The following is a 13,705-nucleotide window of genomic DNA, read 5'->3' on the forward strand; positions in this document are numbered from 1 at the left end:
GTGAGGCGCGACAGAATGAGATTCGGGGAGAACTTGCACCCGAGGGGGCGTTTAGGGTAGTCCCCTTACAACAACTGGAGTTTGGCAGAAGTGGCTCAGGCGAAAAGCACCAACTGGCGCAACGTGATCACCATCATGAGCATCATGATTCTGGTCGGCGGGGAAGTTTTCGGTGTTGCGATTGCCGCCGGCTGGGCCATCGCCGGCCTGTTCGAGCTCGGAGATCACGTCGGCTACGCCCTCATGGTCCTGTTCAGCCTGTTCGCCATCTACGCCCTCGTTCATCTCTGGCGCCGCTGCGTCGCCGCCGAGCCGCTGACCGGGCGGGCTTAAGGCTCCTCGCACGCCTTCATCACGACCGGATCGGCTGCGGGCGGCACATAGGCCTCCATCGGGCGGCATTGGCCCGAAATGCAGATCCGCCAATCGGCCGTTGCGCCCGAGCGGCGCATGACCACCTGTTCCTGCGGCGGCAGGCTTGGTTTCCACGCCCAGACACCCTTGGCGAACCTGGCTTCCGGCGGCGGCTCCATCCCGGCCCCGGAGCCGCGCACACGCGCTTCGACGAGTTCGAGCCCCGCCGGCGTCGAGCGCCAATCCTCCTCCCAGGCGATCTTTTCGACCGAATGCGTCCAGGCGAGGGTGATCGCGCCCGCCATCAGGGGCGCGACCGTGGAGCCGGCGAGCAGGCAGATCATCAACCGACAGCCGGTGTGGCGACCCGGCGCAACTGCCAGACGTGGAACCCGACGAAGAGCGCCGCGAGCACGAAACCGATCTCGTCGGTGAGCGTAATCGCCGCCACGAGGAAGCCAGCCGCCACCGCAGCCCAGAGCCGTTCCCACCATGCCAGAGGCTTCAGGAAATAGCCGACCGATGCCATGCCCCAGAGCACCATGGCGAGCGAGGCCTTGATGACGATGTAGACGACCGCGAGCCAGTAGCCAGCCCCTTCGAGGCCTGGAACCGGCTGCAGCATCAGGGTCGGATCGTAAACGGCCATATAGGGGATGACGAAGCCGGGCAGCGCGATCCGGACGGCCTGAATGCCGATCTTGAGCCCCGATTCCTTCGCCATGGGGGCGGCGGCGAAAGCCGCCAGCGCCACTGGGGGCGTCAGGTCCGCCATGATGCCGAAGTAGAACACGAACATGTGCGAGACGATGAGGGGCACGTCGAGCTGCAGCAGGATGGGGGCCGCGAGCGACGATGTGATGATGTAGTTGGGGATCGTCGGGATGCCCATGCCGAGGATCAGACTGAAGATCATCGTGAGCACGAGGGCGGCGAAGATGTTCTCCTTGCCGATGGAGATCATCCAGGTGCCGACGATGGTGCCGAGGCCGGTCAGCGTCATGGTGCCGATCACGATGCCCACGACCGCGCAGGCGAGACCGACCGGCAGCGCCTGACGGGCGCCGTCCGCCATGGCGTCGACGCAGGCCTGCAGCGTCGTGCGTCCCCGCCCCGTAAATGCGTTCCAAAGGGACAGGGCAGCGACGACGAGGACCACCAGCGTCACGGTCGAAGCGAGCGAATAGGTCGCCACCAGCGCCAGCCCGATCCAGAACACGATGCGCAGCGCCGGGACGGCCAGCCCGGCCGCAATCGCAGTGCCGAGGATGAGCGCAACGGTCAGCGACAGGCCCACGGCTCCGGCGAAGAGCGGCGTATAGCCGGTGAAGAGGAGATAGACGAGCACCCCGAGCGGCGCGATGAGGAACCACTTCGACTTCATCTCGGCCCAGGCATTCGGCAACTCGGCCTTCGGCAGGCCGCGCAGGTTGCGCTTGCCGGCTTCCAGATGCACCGCGAGATAGCAGGCCGCGAAGTAGAGGACGGCCGGAATGATCGCCGCTTCGACGATCTTCGAATACGGCACGTCGATCGTCTCGGCCATGATGAACGCCACGGCACCCATGACCGGCGGCATGATCTGGCCGCCCATGGAAGACGTCGCCTCGACGCCGCCGGCGAAGGCGGACGTGAAGCCGAAGCGCTTCATGAGCGGGATCGTGAACTGGCCCGAGGCCACCACATTGGCCACCCCCGAGCCCGAGACCGTTCCCATGAGCGCGGAGGAGGCCACGCAGACCTTGCCGGGGCCGCCCTGCTTGTCGCCGAAGACCGCCATCGAGATGTCGTTGAAGAAATCGATGACGCCGGCCTTCTCCATGAAGGCGCCGAACAGGATGAACAGGAAGATGTAGGTCGCTGAAACCAGCGTCGGCGTGCCGTAGATGCCTTCCGTTCCGAACGACATGTGCTCGATCACCTGTTCGAGCGAGTAGCCGCGGTGATCGAGAGGAGCCGGCAGGTAATGTCCGAAGAGGCAATAAGCCAGGAACAAGCCGGCCACGATGGGCAGGGCCGGCCCCATCACGCGCCAGACGAGATAGATCAGGATCGCGAGCGAAGCGATGCCGACGACGAGATCGAGCGTGGTGAGCTCGCCCGCGCGAATCACGAGCTCCTCGTAGAGCGCCCAATGGTACAGCCCCACCAGGAAGCTCGCGACGCCCACGATCCAGCCGATGGCGCGCAGCGATGACGAGCCGGAGCGATGATTGGCGATCATCGCTCCGGCCACGAGGCACAGGAAGCCCACGTGGATGGTGCGCACGACCTGGCTCGGCATGCTGCCGCCGAACCAGAGGACAAGCCCGAACGCGCCGGCAATGGCCGCCCAGCCGAGAGCTCCGTCAATGATGCTGCGACGGCGCACGGCCAGCCCGGCCAGCCACGCGGCCCAGGCCACCATGGCGACGGCCCACAGATGCGTGAGGCTTAAGCCCGCGATGAAGGGCTGGTCGAGAGGGATGCCGAAGGAGGTGATGATCTGGAACGTGGAGAACGAGACGGCGATCCAGAAGAGGAGCCGCCCCAGCAACCCGTCGCCGAAGCTCTCCGGCAGGCCATGCTCCGGGTTCACGCTTTCGGACGGCGCTTCCATCTGGGCGAGTTCGGAATTGTTCACACCCTGGCTCATGGCGCGGCGTCTCCTCGATGATGGTTCTTCGTTCTCATGAAAAAGGCCGGAGCAGTTCACCTGCCCCGGCCCGGATGTAAATCGGCCGAAGGGTTTAGGAGCCTTATTTCTTCACGCCCTTCTCGTCGAAATAGCGCTGCGCGCCCGGATGCATCGGAACGGGCATGCCGGAGAGCGCGCTCTCGAGCTTGATGTCCTTGGCGGCCGCGTGGGCTGCGGAGAGATCCGGCAGGCTCTCATAGATCGCCTTGGTCATCTGGTAGACGGTCTCGTCCTTCACGCCGGAATGGGTCACGAGATAATTCACGACGGCGGCCGTCTCGACGGGAGCGGTCTGGCCGCCATAGGTGTTGGCGGGAATCGTCGCCTTGACGTAGGGTGTGCCGACCTTCTCGACGATCGCGGCCGGGATCTCCACCACGACGATCGGCACAGACGTGGAGAGGTCGCGGATCGAGGAGACGCCGAGGCCGGCCGATTGCAGGGTGGCGTCGAGCTGGCGGTTCTTCATCAGCTCGACCGATTCGCCGAACGGCAGGTACTCGACCTTGCCGAGATCCTTGTAGGTCAGGCCCGCCCCATGGAGGATCGCCCGGGCATTGAGCTCGGTGCCGGATTTCGGCGCGCCGACCGAGAGGCGCTTGCCCTTCAGATCCGCGAGCGACTTGATGCCGGATTCCTGCGTCGCGACGATCTGGATGTAGTTCGGGTAAATGGCCGTGACGCCACGCAGCTTGTCGAGCTTGCTCTTGAAGCCGGCCTCCTCGTCGCCCGCCCAGCCCATGGCGAGGCTGTCGCCGAGGGTGAAGCCGATCTCGCCCTTGCCCTGCTGCAGGAGAGTAAGGTTTTCCACCGAGGCCTTCGTGGCCTGGACCGACGGCCGCGAGCCCTGGACCTTCTCCGAGAAGACCTTGGAGAGAGCGACGCCCAGCGGATAGTAGACCCCGGATGTGCCGCCGGTCAGGACGTTGATGAAATCCTGGGCCTGGGCCGGAATGCTGGCGCCCGCAAGCGCAAGGGCGGCCGCTGCGCCGACGACGCGGCGCATGACTGTTCGATACATGGCGTACTCCCTATCTGACGGCGTAATTATCGCTACGCCTGTGTGTGGGCTAACTTTGACCGCTGACGAAGATTTCTCAAGAGGCTAAGAGGGACTTAATCCTGCCACCTTGGTCGGTAGGGGTGCGTCCTTCCACAGACACATGCGCTCATCCATGATCAATCGCCGCCGCTTTCTCCAAACCGCTACCGCCACGGCCGCCCTCGCCGCGCAGGGCTTTTCAGGGGCAGCCCTGGCCCAGCAGGGCCTGAAGATGGGGATCCCCTCCCCCTTCTCGTTCGACGATCTGAAGAAGCGGGCGCAGGACATGGCGCGCTCGCCCTATGCGGCGCCGCAAAGCCCGTCGCCCGAGGTGCTGGCCCAGATCGACTACGACGCCCACGGCAAGATCCGGTTCAAGACCGATCTGGCGCTCTGGGCCAACGGGCCCAGCGAGTTCCCCGTCACCTTCTTCCACCTGGGCCGCTTCTTCCAGAAGCCGGTGCGCATGCACGTGGTCGAGAATGGGCAGGAACGCGAGATCATCTACGACAGCGACTACTTCGACATGCCGGCGGATTCGCCCGCCCGGAAGCTGCCGGACAATTCGGGCTTCGCCGGCTTCCGCTTCCAGGAGGCCCGCAACGGCAAGCTCGACTGGAGGAAGAACGACTGGGTGGCCTTTCTCGGCGCCTCCTATTTCCGCGCCATCGGCGAGCTCTACCAATACGGCCTCTCGGCCCGCGGCCTTGCCGTGGACGTGGCGGTCTTCGGGAAAAACGAGGAATTCCCCGATTTCACCCACGTCTATTTCGAGACCCCGAAGCCGGGCTCGGATACGGTCACGATCTATGCCCTGCTCGACGGCCCGAGCGTCGCCGGCGCCTATCGCTTCGTCATGCAGCGGGCGGAGGCGGTGATCATGGACATCGATGCCGCCGTCTTCATGCGCCAGGACGTGAGCCGCCTCGGCCTCGCGCCCCTGACCTCCATGTACTGGTACTCGGAGAAGTCCAAGACCACCGCCATCGACTGGCGCCCCGAGATCCACGATTCGGACGGGCTCGCCATGTGGACCGGCACGGGCGAGCGGATCTGGCGCCCGCTCAACAACCCGCCGCGCATCATCACCTCGGCCTTCGCGGACGAGAACCCCAAGGGGTTCGGTCTGCTCCAGCGCGACCGGAACTTCGACCATTACCTCGACGGCGTCTATTACGACCGCCGCCCGTCCCTCTGGATCGAACCGCAGGGGACCTGGGGCCGGGGCTCCATCCAGCTCGTCGAGATCCCCACCGACGACGAGATCCACGACAACATCGTGACCATGTGGGTGCCGGCGGACCCGGTGCGCGCGGGCCAGGCCATCGAGCTGCGCTACCGGATGTACTGGTCGGCGGAGGAGCCCTATCCGACCCCGCTCGCCCGCGTGGTCGCCACCCGCTTCGGCAATGGCGGGCAGGCCGGCACGATCCGGCCGAAGGGCGTGCGCAAGTTCATGGTTGAGTTCCTCGGCGAGCCCCTGACCAGGCTCCCGAGCGGCGTGATCCCCAGGCCCGTGCTGACCGCCTCCCGGGGCGAGTTCTCGAACATCCTCACGGAGGCCGTCCCCGACAACGTGCCCGGCCACTGGCGCACCCAGTTCGACCTCACCGTGACCGGGACCGAGCCGGTGGAGATGCGCTGCTACCTGCGCAACGAGAGCGAGATCCTGAGCGAGACCTGGCTGTACCAGTACCACCCGGCGTTCTGAGATATCTCCATATAAACCATACGGTTGATAGGGGCGTATAAAATACTATACGCCCCTGGAAATGGCGGGCGAACCGGTCTATGTAGAGGCCATGTCGCATGGCCATCACCACCATCATCATTCCCACGAGCATCGGGCGGTTGCCGCCGCTCCGACCTTTTCGCTCCTGCGTCTCTCGGTCGGGCAGCGTCTGGCTGGAACAGCCGTCGTGCTGGCAGGGTTATGGGTGCTGGTCCTTGGCGTGATGGGATAACGCATGTCCGCAGCATCGGCCGCCATCCGTTTCGATGAGGTGACCCTCGGCTACGGCCGCAGGCCCGCCGTGCATCACCTGGACGGGGAGATCCCCGCCGGTTGTCTGATGGCCGTGGTCGGGCCCAATGGGGCCGGAAAATCGACCCTGCTCAAGGGCATCGTCGGCACCCTCAAGCCCCTCGAGGGCGATATCCGGTGTCATGCCTCGCGCGGCATCGCCTATCTGCCCCAGGCGGCCGAGATCGACCGGTCCTTCCCGCTCTCCGTCTACGATCTCGTCGCCATGGGTCTCTGGACGCGCTCCGGCCTGTTCGGCGGCATCTCCCGGCAGGACCGCGCCAGGATCGACGCCGCCCTGGCGGCCGTGGGCCTGACCGGCTTCGAGCGGCGCCCGATCTCGACCCTGTCGGGCGGACAGATGCAGCGGGCACTCTTCGCGCGCCTTCTCCTCCAGGACGCCCCGGTGATCCTGCTCGACGAGCCGTTCACGGCCATCGATGCCAAGACGACCGCCGACCTGCTCGATCTGGTGCGCCGCTGGCATGCGGAATCCCGCACCGTCGTCGCCGTGCTGCACGACCTCGACATGGTCAAGCGCGCCTTCCCCGAGACCCTGCTGATCGCCCGCGAGCCGGTGGCCTGGGGCGAGACGGTCGAGGTCTTGAGCCCGGAGAACCTCCTGAAGGCCCGGCGCATGGTCGAGGCCTACGATCCGCACGCGGATGTCTGCCACCGCAACGTCGCGTGAGGAACCTGCCAATGCTCGACCTGTTCTACACGCCGTTTTCCGAATTCGAATTCATGCAGCGCGCCCTGGTGGGCGTGATCGCGATCGCGCTGGGCGGCGGGCCCGTGGGCGTCTTCCTGATGCTGCGCCGCATGAGCCTGACCGGGGACGCCATGGCCCATGCGATCCTGCCCGGCGCGGCCGTGGGCTATCTTGTGGCCGGGCTCTCGCTGCCGGCCATGACCATCGGCGGATTGTTCGCGGGCGTGATCGTCGCGGTTGCGGCGGGCCTCGTCTCCCGCTTCACCTCCCTGAAGGAGGATGCGTCCCTGGCAGCCTTCTACCTGCTGTCCCTGGCGCTCGGCGTCACCATCGTGTCGCTTCGCGGCTCGAACGTGGACCTGCTGCACGTGCTGTTCGGCACCGTCCTGGCGCTCGACGACGGAACGCTGCTGCTCCTCGCCTCCATCTCGACCATCACCGTCCTGGCGCTCGCGGTGCTCTACCGGCCGCTCGTGCTCGAATGCGTGGATCCGATCTTCCTCCGGTCCGTGAGCCGTGCCGGCACGCCGACGCACCTGATCTTTCTCGGGCTCGTCGTGATGAACCTCGTCGGCGGCTTCCACGCGCTGGGAACCCTGCTCTCCGTCGGCATGATGATGCTGCCCGCCGCCGCATCGCGCTTCTGGACCAGCGACATCACCATGATGATGCTCGTGTCCGTCCTCATCGGCATCCTGTCCGGATTGAGCGGTCTCCTGCTCTCCTTCCACGCGGAGCTGCCCGCAGGGCCTGCGATCATCCTCTCGGCCGGCGCCGTCTACGTGATGTCCCTCGTGCTCGGGCGCGAGGGCGGCCTGCTGTGGCTCGCATGGCCCGGCAGGCATCTGGAAGCCTGACCTTCTTCACATAAGGATCAAGACCCATGCTGACGCGAAGAGCTGCCGTATCCCTTCTGGCAGGATGCCTCACCCTTGCCGCCTCGTCGCTGCCGGCAGCCGCGCAGAATGCCGAGAAGCTGAAGGTGGTCGCGACCTTCTCGATCCTCGGCGACATGGTCCGCAATGTCGGCGGCGAGCGCGTCGAGGTGACGACCCTCGTCGGCCCGAACGGCGATGCGCATGTCTATTCCCCGACGCCCGCCGACGGACGGCGCCTGTCCGAGGCCAAGGTCGTCTTCACCAACGGGTTGAAGTTCGAGGGCTGGATCGACCGGCTCGTGAAATCCTCCGGCACGAAAGCCGTGAAGGTCGAGGCCGCCAAGGGCATCAAGGTCCTGTCGAGCGAAGACGACGGCCATGACCATGGGCACGATCATGGCGGCGCCGACCCCCATGCCTGGCAGAGCATCGGCAATGCCAAGATCTACGTGGCCAATATCCGCGATGCCCTGATTTCCGCCGACGCGGCCAGCAGGGCCGCCTACGAGGCCAATGCCGCCGCCTACCTCGCGCGGCTCGATGAGCTCGACGCGGAGGTGAAAGGTCTCGTGGCCAAGATTCCCCCCGAGCGGCGCAAGCTCATCACCTCTCACGATGCCTTCCGCTATTTCGAGGCGGCCTACGGCATCGACTTCGTGTCCCCCCAGGGCGTCTCGACGGAATCGGAGGCCTCCGCCAGGGACGTGGCCAGGATCATCCAGCAGATCAAGCGCGAGAAGATCACGGCCGTCTTCGTGGAGAACATCTCCGACGCCCGCCTGATGGAGCGCATCGCGAAGGAAACCGGCGCGAGAATCGGAGACCGGGTCTATTCCGACGCGCTCTCGGACGAGAACGGCCCCGCTGCCACTTACATTGATATGATGAGACACAATATAAGGGCTTTCAGCGCGGCCCTGTCGAGCTGAAAGCCCTGATCGCTGCGGCGCTTGGTGTCATTCCCGGCGAGCGCAGCGAGGGAAGGGAATCCAGGTAAGGTGCCCAACCTGCGCCTGGATCCCCTTCCCGGCCTGCCTGGCAGGCCGCCGGGGATGACACCCAATTTTTCTGGAAGCTCCGATGACCGACAAGATTCCCGTCACCGTCCTCACAGGCTATCTCGGCGCCGGCAAGACCACCCTTCTCAACCGCATCCTCACCGAGCAGCACGGCAAGAAATATGCCGTGATCGTCAACGAGTTCGGCGAGATCGGCATCGACAACGAGCTCGTCGTCGGCGCCGACGAGGAAGTGTTCGAGATGAACAACGGATGCATCTGCTGCACCGTGCGCGGCGACCTGATCCGCATTCTCGACGGGCTGATGAAGCGCAAGGGCAAGTTCGACGCCATCATCGTCGAGACCACCGGCCTCGCCGATCCCGCCCCCGTGGCCCAGACCTTCTTCATGGACCAGGACGTGTCCGACACCGCCCGCCTCGACGCGGTGGTGACGGTGGCCGACGCCAAGTGGCTGTCCGACCGCCTGAAGGACGCCCCGGAGGCGAAGAACCAGATCGCCTTCGCGGACGTGATCATCCTCAACAAGATCGACCTCGTTTCCGCGGGTGAACTGGAAGAGGTCGAGGCGCGGATCCGCGCCATCAACCCCTACGCCAAGGTCCACCGCACGCAGAACTGCGCCATCCCGATCTCCGAGGTCCTCGACCGCAAGGCGTTCGACCTCGACCGGATCATCGAGATCGAGCCCGACTTCCTGGAGGAAGGCCACCACCATCATCACGACGAGGAGATGCAGTCCGTTTCCGTCGCCATCGACGGCGAGGTGGATCCGGAAAAGTTCATGCCCTGGATCTCGAACCTCACCCAGGTCGAGGGCCCGAACATCCTGCGCTGCAAGGGCATCGTGGCATTCCCGAACGAGCCGAAGCGCTTCGTCTTCCAGGGCGTCCACATGATCCTGGACGGGGACGTGCAGGGCGAATGGAAGCCCGGCGAGAAGCACACCTCGAAGGTGGTCTTCATCGGCCGCGACCTGAACGAGAAGGCGATCAAGGAAGGATTCCTGGCCTGCGCGGCCTGACGGCTGCGGAATCGGATCCGCCGGTGGTGTTCGCCTGCGGGTCCGATGCTATATGGCAGCGCGCATGAAGGAATCGCTTTGATGAGTACTGGAACCGCTCCGTCCCTGACCCAGAACGTGGCGCCTCTCGCGGCAGGCGCGCATGTGACCGGGATCGGCTGGCTGAAGGGCACGGCCGCCTTCGGCCTCGGCGACGGCGGCGTTCTCCTGGCCAAGGACGGCGAGAGCCATCGCGTCGAGGCGCACCCGGATGCGGGCGTGCTGGTGGCGGCCAGCGACGGCGAGCGCTTCGTCACCGGCGGCGACGACGGCCGCGTCGCCGTCACGGGATCCGACGGCTCCACGAAGACCCTGGCTGAAACAAAGGGTGCCTGGATCGACTCGCTCGCCGTCAACGCGGGTGGCGCCTTCGCCTATGGCGTCGGCAAGCGTGTGATCGCCCGCGACGACAAGGGCCGGGAGAAGACCCTCGAGGTTCCCTCCGCGGCCCGCGGCCTCGCCTTCGCGCCCAAGGGCTACCGGCTGGCGATCTCCCATTACAACGGCGCGACGCTCTGGTTCCCCAACGTGGAAGCCAAGCCCGAATCCCTGGAATGGAAAGGCTCCCATCTCGACATCACCTGGTCGCCCGATGCCCGCTTCGTGGTGACCTCCATGCAGGAGAACGCGCTCCACGGCTGGCGGCTCATCCCGGACAAGGGCCATATGCGCATGAGCGGCTATCCGTCGAAGACGCGCTCCTTCTCCTGGTCGAGCGACGGCAAATGGCTCGCCACCTCCGGCGCGGAAGCCGCCATCATCTGGCCCTTCGAATCGAAGGAAGGCCCCATGGGCAAGGCGCCGCGGGAATGCGGCGTGCGCCCCGCCAAGGTCAGCCGGGTGGCCTTCCATCCGAACACCCTCGTGCTGGCGGTGGGCTACGAGGACGGCTGCATCCTGCTCATCCGTCTCAACGACGCCTCGGAACTCCTGGTCCGCCCGGCCGTCAAGGACAGCGGCATCACGGCCATGGCCTGGGATAAGGGTGGGAAGCGCCTCGCCTTCGGCTGCGAGGACGGCCAGGCTGGCATCCTGACCCTGCCGTGAGGTCGCCCGTGGTCCGTCTCGGCGCTTTCCTGAGAGGCACGTTCGGCCTGCCCAAGCCCGACAAGCAGGCGGTCGACCGGGTGAAGGACCTCGCACGGTCAGCCCTCGAGACGGCGCCGGATACCGCCTTCGCGGTCAATGAAATCGCCTGCAACGATCCCGGCTGCCCCGGGATCGAGACCGTGATCCTGGTGATGGAGCCCGGCCGGAAGACCCGGGCGCTCAAAATCGCCAAGTCTCTCGACGACGTCATGGAACAAGATATCATCGGAGCTCTTGATCCTTAGGCATCGGACCCGAAAGTGGAATGCACTCTCGGGATCCATTCGATGCCTTTTCTGAAGCGACGCATCGTGTGGAGCGGACCCGGAGGGCCGCGTCAGCGAAAACCGGACCCCGTTTTTCCGCACGATGCGTGGAGGCCAAGTTTGTCCAGGATCGTTCGCATCGTGGCTTTCGGATTGGGCCTGTGTGGCGGTGTCGTCGCCTCACAGGGGCCCGAATTCGCGCAGCAATACCGTCAGCGCCTCGGCGGCACCATCGACGAGCTGCAGCGCGTGATCACGCGTTTCGATGCGGATGCGCAGGCCAGCGGCGAGACCCTGGAAAGCGCCATCACCCGCCTGCGCTCCAACGCGGACGATTTCGTCAGCCGCCAGGGCGCTGCCATGCAGGCCAATGTGGAGCGCCTCAGCCGCCTGGAAGCCCATCGCGGCGCGATGATGCAGGCCGGCCCCTTCTCCCGCATCGCCCTGATGGTGCGGGACGGCGACCAGGACGTGATGGAAGCGGTCTATCGCGATTTCGAGCCGGCCCTGCCGGTGACCGAGGAAGGAATCCTGTCGAGCGCGGCCGGCTTCGTCGCCCTGTGGGGCGGCATGCTCCTGCTGGCGGGTTTTATTCGCAGCCTGTGGCGGCGGCCACGTCACACGGCGAGAGCATAACGGGGTCGTCTCACACACTCTCCCCTGCTCCTCAGAATGAGGTTAGGTTTGAGTCGTCCCGATTAAGCCCCACGCTCCGGCTTTCCGGCCAGCACAACATAAAATCCCAGACCATCCTGCGCCGGCAGGGTCTGCAGCCGGTCGATCCAGCCGCGCTTCTTCGCGTCGAGCAGGGCCTTGCCTACGGGCTGGAACAGCGTCTCGCCGCCGCCTTCCGGCGGCGGATCGAGGCGGATGGCGACCGCTTTCGGCGCCGCGAAGCGGCTGCGCTCCAGCATGTCCTGGATCGACGCTTCCGCCTTCGCGCGCGAGACGCCCCGCAGGTCGAGCACGCTTTCGGCATCCGTGACGCCGAGGCCGCCGCGGAACTTGTTGGCGTAGAATTCCTCGAAATGAGGCATACCGGCTCACTCCATGGGTCGTGCCCGGGCCAAGCCCGGGCACGACGTATCGGTCAGCGCACCAGGATGTTCCGGAACTGCCACGGGTCGGAGGTGTCGATGTCCTCCGGGAAGAATCCGGGGCGGTCGTCGAGCGGCGTCCAATCCGTGTAATAGCCCTTCACCGGACCCAGATAGGGCAGTTGCACCTCCAGGCAGCGGCGGAAGTCGATGTCGTCGGCCTCCACGATGCCCGCATTCGGATTCTCCAGCGCCCACACCATGCCGGCGAGCACGGCGGAGGTCACCTGAAGACCGGTCGCGTTCTGATACGGCGCGAGCTTGCGGGTTTCCTCGATGGACAGCTGCGAACCGTACCAATAGGCGTTCTTGCCGTGGCCGTAGAGCAGCACGCCGAGTTCGTCGATGCCGTCGACGATCTCATCCTCGGTGAGGATGTGCTGCTTGCCCTGGAACTTGCCGGCTGCGCCGAACATCTCGTGCATCGACAGCACCGCGTCGTTCGCCGGATGATAGGCGTAGTGGCAGGTCGGACGGTAGGCGACCTTGTCGCCGTCGCGCACGGTGAAGTAATCCGCGATCGAGATCGCCTCGTTATGCGTGACGAGGAAGCCGTATTGCGGACCGGGCGTCGGGCACCAGGTGCGCACGCGGGTATTCGCGCCGGGCTGGAGCAGGTAGATCGCCGCGCCGCAGCCCTTGTCGTGCGTGCGGGCGTTGTCCGGCATCCACGTCTCGTGCGTGCCCCAGCCGAGCTCCGCCGGCTGCAGGCCCTCGGACACGAAGCCGTCCACCGACCAGGTGTTCACGAACACGCCCATGGGCTTGGGATGCTCGGCGCGCTGCGTGTCGCGCTCGGCGACGTGGATGCCCTTCACGCCGATGCGCTGCATGAGCGCGGCCCATTCCTCGCGGTTCTTCGGCACTTCGACGTCGAGGCCCGTATCCTTGGCGATGTTGAGGAGCGCCTGCTTCACGAACCAGGACACCATGCCGGGATTGGCGCCGCAGCAGTTCACCGCGGTAGGACCGCCGGGGTTCTGCCGGCGGGCGTCGAGGATGTTCTCGCGCAGCATGTAGTTGGTGCGCACGGACGGGTCGGCGTTCTTGTCGAAGTAGAAGCCGGCCCAGGGCTCGGCCACGGTGTCGATGTAGAGAGCGCCGAGCTCGCGGCAGAGCTCCATGATGGCGCGGGACGACGTGTCCACCGAGACGTTCACGCAGAAGCCCTGCCCGCCGCCTTCCGTCAGCAGCGGCGTCAGGATCTCGCGGTAGTTGTCGGGCGTGAGCGCCTTGTTGACCAGCGTGATTCCGCGCACGTCGAGCATGCTGCGGTCGGTGTCGACAGGATCGATGACCGTGAAGCGGTTCTTGTCGAACTCGAAATGCCGTTCGATCAGGGGCAGCATGCCTTTGCCGATCGAACCGAACCCGATCATGACAATCGGGCCGGTAATGCGGCCGTGGATGGGCCAAGTGGTCATCGATTATTCTCCTTTGCGGGTCCTGGAACAGGACGAGAGGTCTCCGGTGTGAACGGTTCCG

Annotated in this window: 15 protein-coding genes; 10 read left to right on the plus strand and 5 right to left on the minus strand. The window is 65.6% G+C overall.

What is annotated here, in order from left to right; all coding sequences use genetic code 11:
* The first annotated feature begins 135 nt into the window (after positions 1-135).
* Positions 136-333, plus strand: a complete 198-nt coding sequence (locus U0023_RS05430; protein WP_040638999.1) for a hypothetical protein — start codon at positions 136-138, stop codon at positions 331-333.
* Here U0023_RS05430 and U0023_RS05435 read toward each other — a convergent pair.
* From U0023_RS05435 to U0023_RS05445, 3 genes are all read right to left on the minus strand, one after another.
* Entirely contained in the window at positions 330-698 is a 369-nt protein-coding gene (locus U0023_RS05435) for a DUF1850 domain-containing protein (RefSeq protein WP_009763350.1), read from the minus strand. The two genes, U0023_RS05430 and U0023_RS05435, sit on opposite strands and share 4 nt — an antisense overlap.
* A complete protein-coding gene (locus U0023_RS05440) occupies positions 698-2,989 on the minus strand; it encodes a TRAP transporter permease (protein ID WP_009763349.1) in 2,292 nt (763 codons plus the stop codon). Before U0023_RS05440 ends, U0023_RS05435 begins: the two co-directional genes overlap by 1 nt.
* Positions 2,990-3,092: 103 nt before the next feature.
* Positions 3,093-4,037: a TAXI family TRAP transporter solute-binding subunit gene (locus tag U0023_RS05445; protein ID WP_040638997.1), complete on the minus strand. Its 945-nt coding sequence runs from the start codon at positions 4,035-4,037 to the stop codon at positions 3,093-3,095.
* Positions 4,038-4,206: 169 nt separating this feature from the next.
* On the opposite strand from U0023_RS05445, the gene U0023_RS05450 reads away from it, so the two are divergent.
* The 9 genes from U0023_RS05450 (at position 4,207) to U0023_RS05490 (ending at position 11,759) form a co-directional block, all read left to right on the plus strand.
* Positions 4,207-5,784 (plus strand): glucan biosynthesis protein, encoded by a 1,578-nt coding sequence (locus tag U0023_RS05450; protein WP_009763347.1) that lies wholly within the window; start codon positions 4,207-4,209, stop codon positions 5,782-5,784.
* Positions 5,785-5,845: 61 nt separating this feature from the next.
* The gene (locus U0023_RS05455; protein WP_040638681.1) at positions 5,846-6,037 is read left to right on the plus strand and encodes a hypothetical protein; all 192 of its coding nucleotides are present in this window, start codon (positions 5,846-5,848) and stop codon (positions 6,035-6,037) included.
* A 3-nt stretch (positions 6,038-6,040) separates the two neighbouring features.
* The gene (aztA, locus tag U0023_RS05460; RefSeq protein ID WP_009763346.1) at positions 6,041-6,787 is read left to right on the plus strand and encodes a zinc ABC transporter ATP-binding protein AztA; all 747 of its coding nucleotides are present in this window, start codon (positions 6,041-6,043) and stop codon (positions 6,785-6,787) included.
* Positions 6,788-6,798: 11 nt separating this feature from the next.
* Positions 6,799-7,665: a zinc ABC transporter permease AztB gene (gene aztB / locus U0023_RS05465; protein WP_009763345.1), complete on the plus strand. Its 867-nt coding sequence runs from the start codon at positions 6,799-6,801 to the stop codon at positions 7,663-7,665.
* Between the two features lie 26 nt (positions 7,666-7,691).
* Positions 7,692-8,615 (plus strand): metal ABC transporter substrate-binding protein, encoded by a 924-nt coding sequence (locus U0023_RS05470; RefSeq protein ID WP_009763344.1) that lies wholly within the window; start codon positions 7,692-7,694, stop codon positions 8,613-8,615.
* A gap of 151 nt (positions 8,616-8,766) precedes the next feature.
* Positions 8,767-9,729: a CobW family GTP-binding protein gene (locus U0023_RS05475; protein WP_009763343.1), complete on the plus strand. Its 963-nt coding sequence runs from the start codon at positions 8,767-8,769 to the stop codon at positions 9,727-9,729.
* Between the two features lie 81 nt (positions 9,730-9,810).
* Positions 9,811-10,815 (plus strand): WD40 repeat domain-containing protein, encoded by a 1,005-nt coding sequence (locus tag U0023_RS05480; RefSeq protein WP_009763342.1) that lies wholly within the window; start codon positions 9,811-9,813, stop codon positions 10,813-10,815.
* Between the two features lie 8 nt (positions 10,816-10,823).
* Positions 10,824-11,102 carry a hypothetical protein gene (locus tag U0023_RS05485; RefSeq protein ID WP_009763341.1) on the plus strand — a complete coding sequence of 93 codons (279 nt, stop codon included), beginning with the start codon at positions 10,824-10,826 and terminating at the stop codon, positions 11,100-11,102.
* Between the two features lie 141 nt (positions 11,103-11,243).
* Positions 11,244-11,759: a DUF2937 family protein gene (locus U0023_RS05490; protein WP_009763340.1), complete on the plus strand. Its 516-nt coding sequence runs from the start codon at positions 11,244-11,246 to the stop codon at positions 11,757-11,759.
* A gap of 62 nt (positions 11,760-11,821) precedes the next feature.
* Here U0023_RS05490 and U0023_RS05495 read toward each other — a convergent pair whose 3' ends face one another.
* Both U0023_RS05495 and U0023_RS05500 read right to left on the minus strand, forming a co-directional pair.
* The gene (locus U0023_RS05495) at positions 11,822-12,160 is read right to left on the minus strand and encodes a hypothetical protein (protein ID WP_009763339.1); all 339 of its coding nucleotides are present in this window, start codon (positions 12,158-12,160) and stop codon (positions 11,822-11,824) included.
* Between the two features lie 53 nt (positions 12,161-12,213).
* The gene (locus U0023_RS05500; protein ID WP_009763338.1) at positions 12,214-13,644 is read right to left on the minus strand and encodes a homospermidine synthase; all 1,431 of its coding nucleotides are present in this window, start codon (positions 13,642-13,644) and stop codon (positions 12,214-12,216) included.
* Positions 13,645-13,705: the final 61 nt, after the last annotated feature.

The organism is Microvirga lotononidis (assembly GCF_034627025.1).
Classification (GTDB): Bacteria; Pseudomonadota; Alphaproteobacteria; order Rhizobiales; family Beijerinckiaceae; genus Microvirga; species Microvirga lotononidis.